The sequence below is a fragment of the Savagea faecisuis genome, assembly GCF_042675605.1.
In the GTDB taxonomy this organism is placed as follows: Bacteria; Bacillota; Bacilli; order Bacillales_A; family Planococcaceae; genus Savagea; species Savagea faecisuis.
This window is the reverse complement of record NZ_JBHTJF010000014.1, coordinates 40,684-55,234: the sequence shown is the minus strand read 5'-3', so window position 1 is coordinate 55,234 and position 14,551 is coordinate 40,684. Positions and strand designations below refer to the sequence as shown.

At 42.4% G+C, this 14,551-nt stretch carries 15 protein-coding genes and 1 pseudogene; 11 read left to right on the top strand and 5 right to left on the bottom strand.

Features of this window, described 5'->3' with window-relative positions; all coding sequences use genetic code 11:
- Position 1 precedes the first annotated feature (1 nt).
- The 7 genes from ACFQ0V_RS03425 to ACFQ0V_RS03395 all read left to right on the top strand — a co-directional run bounded on the left by ACFQ0V_RS03425 (position 2) and on the right by ACFQ0V_RS03395 (position 6,509).
- Entirely contained in the window at positions 2 to 3,055 is a 3,054-nt protein-coding gene (locus tag ACFQ0V_RS03425) for an ATP-binding protein (RefSeq protein ID WP_381009701.1), read from the top strand.
- Entirely contained in the window at positions 3,052 to 3,666 is a 615-nt protein-coding gene (locus ACFQ0V_RS03420) for an HNH endonuclease (RefSeq protein WP_381009698.1), read from the top strand. Before ACFQ0V_RS03425 ends, ACFQ0V_RS03420 begins: the two co-directional genes overlap by 4 nt.
- A 14-nt stretch (positions 3,667 to 3,680) precedes the next feature.
- A complete protein-coding gene (locus ACFQ0V_RS03415) occupies positions 3,681 to 4,079 on the top strand; it encodes an SMI1/KNR4 family protein (RefSeq protein WP_381009696.1) in 399 nt (132 codons plus the stop codon).
- A gap of 84 nt (positions 4,080 to 4,163) precedes the next feature.
- Entirely contained in the window at positions 4,164 to 4,706 is a 543-nt protein-coding gene (locus ACFQ0V_RS03410) for a hypothetical protein (protein WP_381009693.1), read from the top strand.
- A gap of 126 nt (positions 4,707 to 4,832) precedes the next feature.
- Positions 4,833 to 5,231: an IS200/IS605 family transposase gene (gene tnpA / locus ACFQ0V_RS03405; RefSeq protein WP_381009690.1), complete on the top strand. Its 399-nt coding sequence runs from the start codon at positions 4,833 to 4,835 to the stop codon at positions 5,229 to 5,231.
- A 7-nt stretch (positions 5,232 to 5,238) separates the two neighbouring features.
- Positions 5,239 to 5,427, top strand: a complete 189-nt coding sequence (locus ACFQ0V_RS03400; RefSeq protein WP_381009687.1) for a hypothetical protein — start codon at positions 5,239 to 5,241, stop codon at positions 5,425 to 5,427.
- A 5-nt stretch (positions 5,428 to 5,432) separates the two neighbouring features.
- Positions 5,433 to 6,509: an RNA-guided endonuclease TnpB family protein gene (locus ACFQ0V_RS03395; protein ID WP_381009684.1), complete on the top strand. Its 1,077-nt coding sequence runs from the start codon at positions 5,433 to 5,435 to the stop codon at positions 6,507 to 6,509.
- 239 nt (positions 6,510 to 6,748) lie between these two features.
- Here the strand turns inward: ACFQ0V_RS03395 and ACFQ0V_RS03390 are convergent, their stop codons facing one another.
- Positions 6,749 to 7,141, bottom strand: coding sequence for a hypothetical protein (locus ACFQ0V_RS03390; RefSeq protein WP_381009682.1), 393 nt, complete (start codon positions 7,139 to 7,141; stop codon positions 6,749 to 6,751).
- A gap of 123 nt (positions 7,142 to 7,264) precedes the next feature.
- Between ACFQ0V_RS03390 and ACFQ0V_RS03385 the strand changes: the two genes are divergently transcribed.
- Both ACFQ0V_RS03385 and ACFQ0V_RS03380 read left to right on the top strand, forming a co-directional pair.
- The gene (locus tag ACFQ0V_RS03385) at positions 7,265 to 7,741 is read left to right on the top strand and encodes a hypothetical protein (protein WP_381009680.1); all 477 of its coding nucleotides are present in this window, start codon (positions 7,265 to 7,267) and stop codon (positions 7,739 to 7,741) included.
- Positions 7,742 to 7,858: 117 nt separating this feature from the next.
- A pseudogene (locus tag ACFQ0V_RS03380) lies at positions 7,859 to 8,089 on the top strand (hypothetical protein); the annotation flags it as partial.
- A 239-nt stretch (positions 8,090 to 8,328) separates the two neighbouring features.
- Here ACFQ0V_RS03380 and ACFQ0V_RS03375 read toward each other — a convergent pair.
- Complete coding sequence (locus ACFQ0V_RS03375; RefSeq protein ID WP_381009677.1) at positions 8,329 to 8,811, bottom strand: hypothetical protein; 483 nt, start codon at positions 8,809 to 8,811, stop codon at positions 8,329 to 8,331.
- A 118-nt stretch (positions 8,812 to 8,929) separates the two neighbouring features.
- Between ACFQ0V_RS03375 and ACFQ0V_RS03370 the strand changes: the two genes are divergently transcribed.
- Complete coding sequence (locus ACFQ0V_RS03370; RefSeq protein ID WP_194561822.1) at positions 8,930 to 9,943, top strand: LLM class flavin-dependent oxidoreductase; 1,014 nt, start codon at positions 8,930 to 8,932, stop codon at positions 9,941 to 9,943.
- A gap of 45 nt (positions 9,944 to 9,988) precedes the next feature.
- On the opposite strand, the gene ACFQ0V_RS03365 is transcribed toward ACFQ0V_RS03370, so the two are convergent.
- The 3 genes from ACFQ0V_RS03365 to ACFQ0V_RS03355 form a co-directional block, all read right to left on the bottom strand.
- Positions 9,989 to 10,849 (bottom strand): hypothetical protein, encoded by an 861-nt coding sequence (locus tag ACFQ0V_RS03365; RefSeq protein ID WP_381009673.1) that lies wholly within the window; start codon positions 10,847 to 10,849, stop codon positions 9,989 to 9,991.
- 227 nt (positions 10,850 to 11,076) lie between these two features.
- A complete protein-coding gene (locus tag ACFQ0V_RS03360; protein WP_381009670.1) occupies positions 11,077 to 11,379 on the bottom strand; it encodes a DUF3784 domain-containing protein in 303 nt (100 codons plus the stop codon).
- A 169-nt stretch (positions 11,380 to 11,548) separates the two neighbouring features.
- Positions 11,549 to 13,153 (bottom strand): ABC-F family ATP-binding cassette domain-containing protein, encoded by a 1,605-nt coding sequence (locus tag ACFQ0V_RS03355; RefSeq protein WP_381009667.1) that lies wholly within the window; start codon positions 13,151 to 13,153, stop codon positions 11,549 to 11,551.
- A gap of 177 nt (positions 13,154 to 13,330) precedes the next feature.
- On the opposite strand from ACFQ0V_RS03355, the gene ACFQ0V_RS03350 reads away from it, so the two are divergent.
- The gene (locus ACFQ0V_RS03350) at positions 13,331 to 14,485 is read left to right on the top strand and encodes an MFS transporter (RefSeq protein ID WP_381009664.1); all 1,155 of its coding nucleotides are present in this window, start codon (positions 13,331 to 13,333) and stop codon (positions 14,483 to 14,485) included.
- Positions 14,486 to 14,551 lie beyond the last annotated feature (66 nt).

Sequence of the window (14,551 nt, the reverse complement as noted above, 5' to 3'; positions counted from 1 at the left end):
AATGACAAAACAATCACAACTGCAAAAAATGACAGAGAGGGAACAGCAAAGCCATTTAATACTGGATGGTACAACAGCATTTTTAAATCGTTCTTATTTGCCTGTACTCGGTTCATTCAGTCCATTAGAAGTTAAAGGCGGTACGAAAACGAACAATTTCCGAATTTTTCATTTTCAAAAAATTGTTTATGATGTTGAAGAAGATGTATACGAAAAGCTTGTTACAGTTCTTACGACAATTCATACGTTGAAAGGCAAAACATTTTTATTACTCAAAAGTGATGGCTCTACTATTCATTTTTATATTGGAATTGTTGCAGATGATTCAAAGGGAGTAGCAACTGGATTGGAAGAAAGTATACGAGGTATTTTTCCAGGTACACAGCTACAAGGCTTAGATCGGAATGCAATTAATAGTACATTACAAGAGACATTTCAATCTGAGCAGTTTATTGCAAGTGTATCGGGTTTACCTTCTTTAAAAGTAGAAGACCATTATATTCAAGGTCTTGAGAAGTTTATTGAATCGATGCACGGTCGTGAATTTACGACAATTTTAATCGCTGATCCAGTATACAGTGATCAATTAACAGTAATGCGTCAAGGATATGAAGAAATTGCGACGATGTTAAGTCCTTTTGAAAAAGTGACAACGACTTTAAGTGAATCAGAAGCACATGGAACGACTGAAACATTAACAAATACGATTGGTCAAACTTTGAGTGAAAGTTTATCTAAAACTTCGACTACGACAAAGTCTGACTCTCACGGAAAAAGCCAAAAAAAAATGAGTGGTGCTGGTATAGCAGCTGGTGGTCTAGGTGTCGCTGCAGGTGCAGCTGTACTAGGTCCAGTTGGAGCGCTCGTAGCCGGATCCGCAGTTGGAATAGCTATGTCACTTGCTCCCACTGAAACGAGTAACACTTCAACTTCTCAAGCAGAAGGAGAAACAACAGGAAGTACGAATAGCAAAAATACTTCACGAAGCGAAGCGAAAGGTCGCTCGCAAACGATGACGACAGGTAAAAGTATGCAAGTCGAAAATACGAACTATAAAGTAAAATCGATTCTAAATAAAGTGCAACAGCAATTAGAGAGAATTGATATGTCGGAAAACTACGGAATGTGGAATTTCGCGGCTTATTTTTTATCAGAAGATGCTGAAACGGCTCAAGTCGCGGCATCGACGTACCAATCTCTCATTCGAGGGGAAACATCGTATTTGGAAAATAGTGCGATTAATGTATGGTATCCGCGAGATCCTCATTATTTAAATGTGCAACGTGCTCTCGCACAATTTGAACATCCGCAATTTAGTATCGGGCCAGATTTAGCTCCGATTGATGCGGGAACGTTAATTCATACACGTGAGTTATCAGTCGCTTTCGGTTTACCTCGAAAGTCGATTACAGGGCTGCCCGTTATGGAGATGGCCGAGTTTGGACGAGATGTGAGAAAGCACGATTCCGATTCACACCAGCGTGCGAAAATTAAACTCGGAACGATTTATCATATGGGTCAAGTTGAACGTGAACCGATTGAATTAGATGTGGAAAGTTTATCAATGCACACATTTATTACAGGAACGACGGGGACGGGAAAATCGAATACGGTGTACCATATGTTGCATGAGTTGAAAGAACAGGGGATTCGATTTTTAGTTATCGAGCCTGCAAAAGGGGAGTATCGTCATGTGTTCGGAGGATACGAGGACGTTTCCGTTTACGGAACGAATGAAAAAATTACTCCTTTACTAAAAATTAATCCGTTTTATTTCCCCGAACAAATTCATGTGTTGGAACATATTGATCAATTGATTGAAATCTTTAATGCGAGTTGGCCGATGTATGCGGCGATGCCAGCAGTATTAAAAGAAGCGGTTGAACGTGTATATATTCAAGCAGGTTGGAATTTACAACATTCGTACCATTATGAACAAACTCCTCGTTACCCATCGCTTCATGAATTGATTGAAATGTTGAAAGTCGTCATCGATCAGTCAGACTATTCACAAGAAGTGAAAAGTAACTATACGGGTTCGCTCGTAACTCGTGTACAATCTTTACGAAACGGAATTGCTGGAAAAATATTAGTAAGTGACGAAATTGCACCTGAAACATTGTTTGAAAGCAATTGTATTATCGACTTGAGCCGTGTCGGTTCGATGGAAACAAAATCTTTATTAATGGGTTTACTATTCATGCGTTTAAAAGAACATCGCATTGCGACAGCGACTGAAACGAATACTTCGCTAAAGCATGTGACCGTCTTAGAAGAAGCGCATCATTTATTGAAACGAGTGACACCAACAGGAGAAGGAAATCAATTGCAGGCGCAATCGGTCGAAATGATTTCAAACAGTATGGCAGAAATGCGCACATATGGGGAAGGATTCATCATCGCAGACCAATCACCGAACTTACTCGATTTATCAGCGATTCGTAACACGAACACGAAAATTATTATGCGCTTGCCAGAAGGACAAGATCGACAAGACGTCGGTCAAGCAGCAGCTTTAAATCCTTTCCAAATCGATGAAATACCAAAACTTGAAAAAGGAATCGCTGTTATTTACCAAAATGACTGGCTTCAACCAGTTCTCGGGAAAATTGCACATTTCACAGATGAACGTCCATTTAGTTACACATATTCCGTGAAAGAAGAGCTGAAAGAGAAGCGAGCACGACAAACAGCAGTTTTACGTTCTTTATTCGACTCAAAATCACCAAAGCTTATCGATTACATAGAGCAAAGTTTCTTGACGCGTCGCCTAAAACTTTGGTACGCAGCAGGAAATTACGAAGATACGGAGTTAAAAAATGAGTTTGTTTCTCAATTTTTAAACGGTTCTCACATTTTAACATATGCGAAGCAAGCACCTTCTCCGGATGAATATCACGCTCGTTTAGAACAAATTTTGCGTTATGAAATGGATACAAAAGATCGTAAGTTGACGTATCAAGTAATAAATGCTTTACTCCGAAATATGGATGAATCTTTTGCTGAACATTGGCGGGAGCAAAATTATATTGAAGGGATGGAGGGAGTAAAATGATGGACCCTTTTTCAAAAGCAATGGAAATAACAAAAGAAATACAAATCGAAAAACCGAAAGATGTACCAGACTACTTCAAGGAAACGAGTGAAGTGAGTGAATCGGTTGAAGTGGACGAAGTAGAAGAAGTGCTAGAAGAGAATACGGAAGAAGTAGAAAAAACGGCACAAGAAGGAACAGAACAGGACGTCCGACAAATTGATACAATTAACCAACATTTAGAAGGACAAACTGTTGGAGATACTGGTGTTGAAATGAAGCGTCAAGAAACTATCGATAGCGATGGCAATCGAGTAGAAGGGGTTTTCCCAGAGTTCGATTCAGAATTTGATGCCCAATTAGACCCGGAAGATTATGAAAAAAGCGATGCCTATCATAAAAAAGAAGCGAACGCTCAGTTGAAAGAAGCGATTGAAAAAGACCCGAGTCTGGCAGAACGATTTACACCAGAACAATTAGAGCAAATCCAAGATGGACGCACCCCGCGTGGCTACGTTTGGCATCATAATGAACAACCTGGAAAATTACAGCTCGTTGATGCGAACACACATCAACAAGTAAGACATACAGGAGGTCGCGCAATTTGGGGCGGCGGTACTGAAAATCGTTAATAGGAGAGATCAATATGGAATGGAAATATACGATTGCTTTAGAAGATGAGACACTCATCGAAAAATTTGAATCGACATATGATGTGAAGTTTCCGGCAAGCTTCATTCAAATTGTGAAACAATACAACGCAGGCTATCCGACACCTCCAGCTTATGGAGATCAAGAAGCGAAAGCATTGCTTTCTTTCAATCCAACAGATGACGAGTCGATATGGGAAGCGATGAAACAAATGCAGGAAGCGCGTGTAACGAATGTCGTCCCATTTATGAATGATGATTTTGGTAACTACATTTGTTTTTATGAAGACCCATTAGAAGATGAACAACAAATAGTATTTATTGATAGCGAACGCGATCATTCAATGAAAGTAATCGCTGAAAATTTCGATGCTTTTTTAGCTTTATTCCGATAGTAAAAGAAACGAGTATTTGTCTATTAGGTGAATGCTCGTTTTTTCGTGAAGTGAAGTGGGTATGAATAGGGCGAGGTGATGATTGTGACGAGATGGCAAAAAGGGTATGAGGTGGAGCCGAGGCATTATCGCATTCATATGCGAGAGCGGACGGAGCTTGTGAAGCGGGATTTTGAAACATTGGATGAACAAATTGAAGAAAATGAAGACGAAGCGGTACAAAAGATTTTGAAAAGGCGACGCAGTCAACGATACGGGATGTTCATGTTCGAGTTGTTTCAAATTGTCGAACAAGGGTGGAAGCTCGCACATGAGTATTATTACGATGAACCGTTCGTCCACCGCGAAGCATTGAATGCATATTATGCGAAACATGGACATTATACGAGCACGATCGCTTTACTTGAAGAGGCGCTCGCTCCGAAAATCGGGAGACCGCTCCATTTATCGTATTATGTTGACGTGCGAAATTATTTAGTACATGAAGAACTAAATCTCGTCTTAGCATTGAAAGAAAGTTATTTCGAACTGATGGAAAAAGAAGAACGTACAGAAGAGGAAGAGCAAAATTTCCGTCTGTTACAGATTTTCCGAACGAGAAAGCCCACTCCTTTAGGTGTGGGATGAAAGTGAGGTCGGATACGGAGTATCACTAAAAACTGAAAGGTTTGTGGTGCTTCAAGTAGCCGAAAATCACACTCTTTTTATTGTATAAGTGTCGCAGTTCATAAATAAAACTGATACATTTTATTTATGAACGAATATAGACAAACAAAAACAACCATATCATTAATCAACTATCATTTCGTTTTTTGTCCTAGATACAGGAGGAAAATATTCCTTCGTAGTGATGTAGAGGAGCGTTTTAAACAATTGGTACAAGAAGTATGTGAAGAATTAGATATTGTCATTGTTGCTTTAGAGTGTGACAAAGACCACACACATATGTTTCTTAATGCACTACCAACCTTTAGTCCTGCGAATATAATGGCAAAAATCAAAGGAGTGACTTCTAAAAAGTTAAGAGAGGAATTTCCTCATCTTCGACATTTGCCAAGTCTATGGACACGCTCGTATTTCGTTTCTACCGCAGGGAATGTATCAAGCGAAACAATAAAGCGTTATGTCGAACAACAAAAAACAAGTGGGTGAAAACGCTTTGCGTTTTGTTAACTTAAAAGGAAAAAGTAAATCAGAATTAGAAAATATGCTTCTGGAAAGGCAAGACAACTTGTTGTTTGGATTCAAGATGATTCAACAAGGAACTGCAAAATCATCATTAGCAAAAGAAATGCGTAAAATTGAACAAGAAATCTCAATTATTGAACGTAAGTTGAAAAGGAGGTGAGTCATATGTCACAAACAATAACAGTTAAAATCAAGTTACTTCCTACAAAAGAGCAAGCAACAATCCTTGAAGAAATGAGTAAAACGTACATCTCCACTATCAATACTCTCGTTTCTGAAATGATTGCTGAAAAGAAAAGCACAAAGAAGTCGAGTAAAGATATTTCTGTTTCTTTGCCAAGTGCTGTTAAAAATCAAGCCATCAAGGACGCTAAAAGCGTGTTTAAGAAAGCGAGGCAAAGCAATTATCAACGTATTCCAGTACTTAAAAAGCCGATATGCGTATGGAACAATCAAAATTATTCATTTGATTTCACGCATATTTCCTTTCCTATCATGGTGAATGGTAAAGCAAAGAAAACACCAATACGCGCTTTATTAGTAGATAAAGATAACCGAAATTTCACTTTGTTAAACCATAAGCTTGGCACATTGCGTATCACAAAAAAGAATCATAAGTGGATTGCACAAATCTCTGTCACTATTTCAACGATTGAAAAGACAGGTCTAAAAGTTATGGGTGTAGACTTAGGTTTAAAAGTGCCTGCTGTTGCTGTTACAGATGATGAAAAGGTACGCTTCTTTGGAAACGGTAGGCAAAATAAATATATTAGACGCATGTTCAAATCCAAACGTAAGAAGTTAGGAAGATTAAAGAAATTAAACGCTATTCGTGCTCTTGATGATAAAGAGCAGCGATATATGAAAGACCAGGATCATAAGGTTAGTCGTGCAATCGTAAATTTTGCTAAAGAAAATAAGATTTCTGTCATTCGTCTAGAAAAACTAGCGAATATTCGACAGACGGCAAGAACAAGCCGTAAAAACGAAAAGAATTTGCATACATGGTCATTTTATCGTCTGTCTCAATTTATTGAATATAAAGCGAATTTAGAAGGCATTAGAGTTGAATATGTGAATCCTGCATACACAAGTCAAACATGTCCAAAATGCTCTGAGAAAAACAAAGTAAAAGACCGTAAGTATACATGTAAGTGCGGATTCGAAAAACATCGTGATTTAGTCGGTGCTATGAACATTCGATATGCACCTGTGATTGATGGTAACAGTCAATCAGCCTAAGATGCTATATGCACTGTCTTAGGAGGGGTGATGGGACACCCTAACCTTGAGGATTGTTCAAAACAGAAATGGACTGCGAACGGTTAATCACTCAAGAATCCCACCCGTACACCACAAGGTGGAGGGCTTGCGGCTTTAGCCGTGGGAGTCTCAAATAAAGAAGATGATGCGTTTATGGAGCGGATTTTATATTTTGCGAACGAAGAAGAAACGACTCCCCATTAGAAGGAGTCGTTTTTTTACGCTTTGATTTGATTGCGGGCGAGACTTTCTTTAAATGATGTCGCATCGACGATCAGTGTTTTCGGGAAAAGTGGGTGATACCGAATCGCGACGTCATGCCCTGTACGGATGAGCGCCATATGTAAATGAACTTCGATTTCATAGGCGCGTCCGACGATTACCTTGCCGTCATCGGTCGTATAGCGGATTGTCATGACGAGAGCATCTCGATGCATTTGGCCACGTTCGACAAAGAGACCTCGTTCCGTTTCGATCGATATAATATGCCCGACAGTCGATCGCCCCTTTTGTCGGACGAAACGTCGGATGAGTGGGCGAGAGAAGAGAACGATGAAAACAATCGCAAGTAATCCGTACGCCGCGATCCAAAAAATAGTCGTCATCTCCATATCATTCGCCTCCTTTTCTCTAGTATACGCTTTTTTGAATGAAATTTCTGTTTTGAATGAAACGTGAGAAACTGGAAGCATTTTGCAAGCTATTGTAAAGTAAGAGAAAAGGGAGGGTGTCGGATGAAGCGATGGCTCATTTTGTTCGTTTTCGTCTTGGCGGGTTGCACATGGGAAGTGGCAGATATGGGATTGAGTGTTGGGAGTATCGGGTTAGAAGGGCTTGCGGAAGGAAAAGAGTATGGCATCGTCTTTCCGATTGAGCGTCGGCGAGAAGGAGCGGTCACATTGCGTTCGATGGAAATTGTGACGCAGCAAGACGATGTCGTCGACGGAATGGAATATGCGTTTTACGGCGCGACGCCTGTACAATCGGTCGGGATGATGCCGTGGGAGCGGTACGGGGCGACCGTTCCGTTAGACGGCTTTCGATTGGAAGGAGAACGAAACTTTCTCCTCTATGTGAAGTTGCAAGGAGACGTGACACAAGATCCGCTTCGCCGCTTGCGCATCACGTATGAAAAAGACGGAGAAACATTCGTCCAACTTCATCTGAAATCGGCAAGGATACCCCCACTTCAATCATGTGAAGGGCGATAGCTCAACGATAAGTGGGGGAGGAATTGCCGTCAGATACGGTAGTATCTGAAACCTGTACCTTGCCTCCTCCTTTCTCCATTTTTGTTGAATTTTCACTAAAACCGTGATATATTTTAAAAACTAAAACAAATAGCGTCAAGAGAAAACCGTTATGTAACGGATGTAAACCATCAAGTTACGAAGGCACTCGTTGACAAACACCCTAGAGGTACGATGTTTGTTTTGGAAGACTTGACAGGTATTCGTTCCGCAACTGAAAAAGTACAAGTAAAAAATCGCTATATTGGTGCGATGAATCTACATCGTAAAGGAATTGAGCATATTGGTGTAGTTACCGCAGGAGTATAGCTCTTGCGGTAGGGGCGAAGTCAACCGTCCTTGTGTTCCACCACACGAAGGTAGGAGGTCTTAACAACCATTCGCACTACTGGGTAGGAACAAGCGTAATTGCACTCTATGAGGGTAGAGGCACTGCTGTAATTTGGTAGACGCAAGCCCCCACTTCAAACAGACCGCAAGGTCGTTAAGTGGCGGGTTGTTGACAAAGTGACGATGCTTGAAAATTTGCATACGAAAGAACGCACGACTCATTGAGACTGCGTTCTTTTTTGTTTCGCTTGTTGTACGGCCGCAGCTCGCTCTTTTTGTTGGACGCTCCAGTCGAGTGCGATGAAGCGAGGGAAGCGTGTGGAATATCGAATGGGTACTGCTTGTCCGGAGCGGTAATCGGTCGCATAATGCCTGTAAATATAGTCGCGCACTTTCGCTTGGCGCTTCATCCCTTTCGAACAAGTATATTCGATGAGCGCATCGACTCGATTGAACCACATTCCTGCTTGTTCAAAGTAAATGCCTTGGTCAACGGAACATTGTTTTAAATGACCGATCGTGAGTGTCCCTTTCCGCTGTAACCATTTCCGAATGACCGTCTTTCGTATAAAAAATAGAAAGGAAATGAAAGCGAGGAGGCTAAAAATGAATACGACACTATTGCGCCAAATGATAGAAGGGATCATCAAATATGCCAAAACAGCAAAAGCTCCGAAAAAATAAGCGGGTAATAAATACATCGCGTCACCTCTTTTCTTTTAGTATACGAGATTCCGTTGGAGAAAACTGTTAAAAGTTTGTAAAGAGAGAAGTGACACGTCACATATGATATACTGTCTCACACGAAGGAGTGATTGGATGTCAATTCGATTAAGTATTTTAGAACAATCGATGTTATCAGAAGGACAAACAGCGAAAGAAGCTTTAGACAAGACGGTCGAGATGGCAAAGCTCGCCGATGAACTCGGCTTCGAACGCTTTTGGGTCGCTGAACATCACGGTTCGCGCAAACTCGCTAGCTCAACCCCAGAAATTTTAATGGCGCATATCGCCAACGAAACCGAGCGTATTCGCATCGGCTCGGGCGGTGTTATGTTGCCTCATTATAGTCCGTACAAAATTGCGGAAAACTTTAAATTGTTAGAAGCGCTCTACCCAGGGCGCATCGATGCAGGAGTCGGTCGCGCGCCAGGAGGAAGTCAGCTCGTTCATTACGCTTTGCGAGAAGGACAGCCGCGCAACGTAGACGTTTTCCCGGATCAAGTGAAAGAGTTGCGCAGTTATTTAAACGATGATGTGACAGGGGCAAAATTGCATCCGAAGTTGTATGCCGCACCTGAAATTGATACGAAACCGCGAGTCTGGATGCTCGGGTCGAGTCCGTCTTCTGCACAACTTGCCGCAGAACAAGGATTGCCTTACATGTATGCCCAGTTTATTAGTGGCAGTGAAGCGATCGGCACGTATGCGACTTCACTCTATCACCAACAGTACAACCGAGCAGGAGAAGAAGATACACCTGAAAATGCAGTCAGTATTTTCTTCGCCTGTGCGGAAACAGAAGAAGAAGCAGAGCGCATCGCACAAGGCTTCGATTATTCGATGCTTTGGTTAGAAACGGGGAAAACGAGCGAAGGAACGCCATCCCCTGAGACGATCGCCGCTTACAATGCTTCCCCGTCTGAAATCGCGCGCATGAAACAAAATCGTTCACGCATGATTGTCGGAACACCGCAGTCCGCAAAACGTCAAATTGAAGCGCTCGCCGAAAAATATGCGGCGAAAGAAGTGATGCTCGTCATGATTACGTACGATTACGACGACAAATTAGAAGCGTATCGCCTCATCGCCAAAGAAATGCTCGGCTCATAAATAATGAAAAAAGCATCGTCCTCGTAAAAAGGGCGATGCTTTTTATTATTGAAATTCGGACCAATCGGGTTCTTCACAGACCATATTTTCTGAATCAAATGTCATAAAGCTATGTTCAATGACACGCCCGTCTATTTCTGTACTGCCGTTCGCACCGATTAAATCGCCTTGTTCTTCGAGAGGTAATAATGTTCCGTCAACGACGATATGTGTGCGGTAAGCACCGCTAGAGTTTTTCCCTTCCCATCCGAGATCTTGAGGAGAGGAAGTAATGATCGGATTTTCTTTCGTGAAGTCATACGTAATCCACCCATCTTCAAAAGGAAGGGGCGGGGCATCTGGTTGATTGTAAATGACATAATAACAGCCTTCTTTTGAAGGAAATGCGTACGCCTCATCTGTTAAGCGCCCTTTACTATCTTGAACGACGATCGCATAAAGTGAGCCAATGAACAAACTAAAAATGAGAAATAAAAGACCACCGCGTTCTCGGTCATTAGCAACCGCACGCTCTTTCCACACCCAACGTTCGGCGATGAGTTGCACGATGAAAAATAATAAAGCGGCAAAAGCACCGAATGCAACGATACCCGCAAGTTCATCACCATGTTTAACCGAATTCCACCCACTGACGACGTAATAAAGCGCCGCGATGAGTACGCCTCCTAAAATCATATTCGGAAAGCGCCACGTCATTTTTTCGCTAAACTTTGTCGTCACATACGCAACGAACGTTCCGAGTGTTATGTAAAGCGGTGCAGCGTAAAGCAAGTAGAAAAGAAATAACTCGCCAAATGAAAAAGTATAGACATCTGGATCGGGGTCGCTAGGTGGGACAGATAACCCAGCGAAACCGAGGGCGAATAAAAGACTACTAATTAATGAAATATAAAATAATCGCAACATATGAAAGCTCCTTTCTATACATATGAAGACGTATAATCTCTTCAAAAGATACCAAAAGGAGCGAACAATGTAAACGAAGCAAAAAAAGACACGAACCTTTTCATACGTTCGTGTCTTTTATATTTACCGTTAGATCCAAACGAAGGGCGCCTCGTCGTTCATGCGAAATTAAAAGAAGCGTATTAAAAAATCATCATTCACGACCGATTGACGGACGTGAGTGATGATTATTTTTTATTTTTATTCAATTTAAGCACCGCTAAATACGTCACGATGATGAAGGCAAGAAAAGCAATCATATAAAAATAAGGTTCTTCGCGCGCATACGCAAACCAAATGATACCGACGACACCCGCATACCCGTAAAACGCATACGCCCCCGTGCGCAACAACTTCGCCTCATCTGCCACTTTCCCACCTTGCTTTTCGATCAGTCGAAAACCTGCTAAAAACAACTCGCTCCGACTAAACTGCAACATGAGCCCGAACGCGACAAAAAATAGTATGATGACGAACAATAAAATATTCATAAACAGACATCCTTCCTTATATTGATTATACAAGAAAAGAGATAGGGGTGGGGGTTTCTTGATTTTATTTTTAGAGGGAGTAGAAATGAAAGAGAACAGCGCATATAAGTAAATGACTAAATGACTGAATAGAAAACCCGCATTCTCCTAATAGAGATGCGGGTATTGTTTATTTCGAATCGTTCAATTGCCAGTCGATGTATTCTTCGTACGTCATTAATTTGTCGAAGATAGTGCCGTCTTCGCGGATTTCGATGACGCGGTTGGCGATCGTTTGGATGAACTGGTGGTCATGAGATGTGAAAATCATCGCACCTTTGAACGCTGTTAATCCTTCGTTCACCGCTTGGATCGATTCTAAGTCTAAGTGGTTCGTCGGTTCGTCGAGTAAGAGAACGTTCGATTCAGCAAGCATCATTTTTGAAAGCATGCATCGCACTTTTTCTCCACCTGATAAGACAGACGGTTTTTTGTTTACTTCTTCACCAGAGAAAAGCATACGTCCGAGGAAGCCACGGAGGAATGTTTCGGTTTCATCTTCTGGTGAGTATTGACGCAACCATTCAACGAGTGTACGTTCTGGTCCGTTGAAGTATTTTTCGTTGTCGATCGGGAAGTACGATTGGCTCGTTGTGACGCCCCATTTGTACTCGCCGCTGTCTGCTTCACGTTCACCTGCGATAATGTCTAAAAGCGCTGATTTCGCAAGTGGGTTACCGAGAAGGACAATTTTGTCTTCGCGTCCCATCGTGAAGCGAACGTCTTTCAACAATTGCTTTCCTTCTAACGTGTAGTTTAAGTCTGTGACTGTTAACACGTCGTTCCCAATTTCGCGTCCCATTTTAAAGTTGACGTATGGGTAGCGACGGCTAGACGGTTTAATGTCGTCGAGCTCGATTTTTTCGAGTGTTTTCTTACGGCTCGTCGCTTGTTTAGACTTTGATGCGTTCGCACTGAAGCGCGCGATGAAATCTTGTAATTCTTTAATTTTTTCTTCTTTTTTCTTGTTTTGTTCTTGTGACAATTTAAGCGCTAATTGGCTTGATTCATACCAGAAGTCATAGTTTCCTGCGTATAATTGAATTTTTCCGAAGTCTAAGTCGGCGATGTGAGTACATACGTTATTCAAGAAGTGACGGTCGTGGGAAACGACGATGACTGTATTGTCGAAGTTGATTAAAAACTCGTTCAACCAATGAATCGCTTTAATGTCCAAGTGGTTCGTCGGCTCGTCAAGTAAGAGAACGTCCGGCTCACCGAATAAAGCTTGAGCGAGTAAAACTTTCACTTTTTCAGAACCTGTTAATTCACTCATTTTCGCACTGTGTAAGTCATCTGGAATGCCGAGACCTTGTAAAAGAATCGCAGCGTCTGATTCCGCAACCCATCCGTTCAATTCAGCGAATTCACCTTCGAGTTCCGCAGCACGCATGCCGTCGTCCTCTGTCATGTCTTCACCTTTCGCATAAATGGCGTCTTTTTCTTTCATAATATCGTAAAGGCGTTTATGGCCCATAATGACAGTTTCTAATACTTCGAACTCTTCGTATTCGAAGTGGTTCTGTTTTAAAACAGCGAGACGATCATCTGGGTTCATAATAACTTGTCCAGATTGTGGTTCGATCTCCCCTGATAAAATTTTTAAAAATGTCGATTTACCAGCGCCGTTCGCACCGATTAAACCGTAACAATTGCCTGGGTTAAATTGAATATTGACATCTTCAAATAGTTTACGATCTCCAAATTGAAGACTAACGTCAGATACAGCTAACATAAGACGATTTCCTCCTTCATGTACAATGCGTTTATTATACATGATTTAGTTTCAGAAAGGAAAGCAAATTCAAGAAAGAGTAAGGGGAATTTTCATTTTTGAAAAATAGGAAGAGGCGAGAGGGAAAACGTGATACAATCATTTGTAATAAGAAAAGATAGATTCGAGGGATTTTTGTTGAAAAAACATGTTGCGCTTTATGCGTGGGCGATCGTACTTGTCGCAATCAGTTTACGCCCGATCATTACATCGATCGGTCCGATTATCGACCATATTCAAGCCGATCAAGGGTTGACGCACGTTCAAGTGACGTGGTTGACGAGTGTGCCGATTCTTTGCATGGGATTGTTTGCGCTACTCATTCCGAGATTAGAGCGCCATTTTTCGTCGCACGGACTCATCGCGTTCTTTTTATTTGCGATTGGGGTAGCGACGGCGATTCGTCTTGTTGACGCGTCGTACCGCACGTTGTTAGTGACCGCCTTTATCGGCGGGGTAGGAATTGCGATCGTCGGACCTGTTTTGTCCGCGTGGATTAAACGGACATTTCCTGAACGTTTTGAATTGATGATTGGACTGTATTCGTTCGGCATCGGCATCGGGGCGACGTTGAGTTCAAGCTTTACTGCACCGCTCATGAGCTATTTCGGAACGTATGCGACAGCGCTCGGCATATGGTCGATATTTGCGGTCGTCGGTTTACTATTTTGGCGCTTCATTCCGAAAGAACGCGTCATTGTGGCCGAACAAACGAAGCCGATGCGCAACCCGTGGCGAACGAAGCGGGCGTGGAGCATATTATTATTTTTCGGCCTGCAAGTGACCTTTTTCTTTACGACGATTACGTGGATCGTGCCTTTATTAATGGAAGCGGGGCATACGCGACATGAGGCGAGCTTTTACGTCGGAGTGATGACGAGCGTTCAAATTGTGACGAATATCGCCTTCCCCGCAGCGCTCAACAAATGGCCAACACGCGCACCACTATTCATTCATGCGATGTTCCTCGGCGGCTTCCTCGCCTTAGCGAACTTAGTATGGGGACCGGTGAGCGGTCATCTCATCAGCATGGTGTTATTCGGCATCGTCCTCGGGGCGACATTCCCACTCGCGCTCGTCTTTCCCCTAAGAGAAGCGCGCCACGAAAAAGAAGCGAGCGCCTGGAACGCCATGGCCCAAGCAGGCGGCTTCCTCATGGCAGGAACACTCCCATTACTCGTCGGCGCCCTAAACGACGCAACCGGCACGTACACGACAACCTACATCAGCATCACAACCTGTCTGTTCGGCCTGTACATCGTCTACCTATACTTAAACAAAAAAACAGCATAACGACACCGTAAAAACCCGTTGCGACTACCCCCTCACATGACAGATGATGTGAGGGGTTTTTGAAAT

Bases quoted from the DNA above. Each gene is read 5' to 3' on its own strand.
- ACFQ0V_RS03425 (WP_381009701.1), top strand. From the start codon at position 2: ATGACAAAACAATCACAACTGCAAAAAATGACAGAGAGGGAACAGCAA.
- ACFQ0V_RS03420 (WP_381009698.1), top strand. From the start codon at position 3,052: ATGATGGACCCTTTTTCAAAAGCAATGGAAATAACAAAAGAAATACAA.
- ACFQ0V_RS03415 (WP_381009696.1), top strand. From the start codon at position 3,681: ATGGAATGGAAATATACGATTGCTTTAGAAGATGAGACACTCATCGAA.
- tnpA (WP_381009690.1), top strand. From the start codon at position 4,833: ATGAACGAATATAGACAAACAAAAACAACCATATCATTAATCAACTAT.
- ACFQ0V_RS03395 (WP_381009684.1), top strand. From the start codon at position 5,433: ATGTCACAAACAATAACAGTTAAAATCAAGTTACTTCCTACAAAAGAG.
- ACFQ0V_RS03390 (WP_381009682.1), bottom strand. From the start codon at position 7,141: ATGGAGATGACGACTATTTTTTGGATCGCGGCGTACGGATTACTTGCG.
- ACFQ0V_RS03385 (WP_381009680.1), top strand. From the start codon at position 7,265: ATGAAGCGATGGCTCATTTTGTTCGTTTTCGTCTTGGCGGGTTGCACA.
- ACFQ0V_RS03375 (WP_381009677.1), bottom strand. From the start codon at position 8,811: ATGTATTTATTACCCGCTTATTTTTTCGGAGCTTTTGCTGTTTTGGCA.
- ACFQ0V_RS03370 (WP_194561822.1), top strand. From the start codon at position 8,930: ATGTCAATTCGATTAAGTATTTTAGAACAATCGATGTTATCAGAAGGA.
- ACFQ0V_RS03365 (WP_381009673.1), bottom strand. From the start codon at position 10,849: ATGTTGCGATTATTTTATATTTCATTAATTAGTAGTCTTTTATTCGCC.
- ACFQ0V_RS03360 (WP_381009670.1), bottom strand. From the start codon at position 11,379: ATGAATATTTTATTGTTCGTCATCATACTATTTTTTGTCGCGTTCGGG.
- ACFQ0V_RS03355 (WP_381009667.1), bottom strand. From the start codon at position 13,153: ATGTTAGCTGTATCTGACGTTAGTCTTCAATTTGGAGATCGTAAACTA.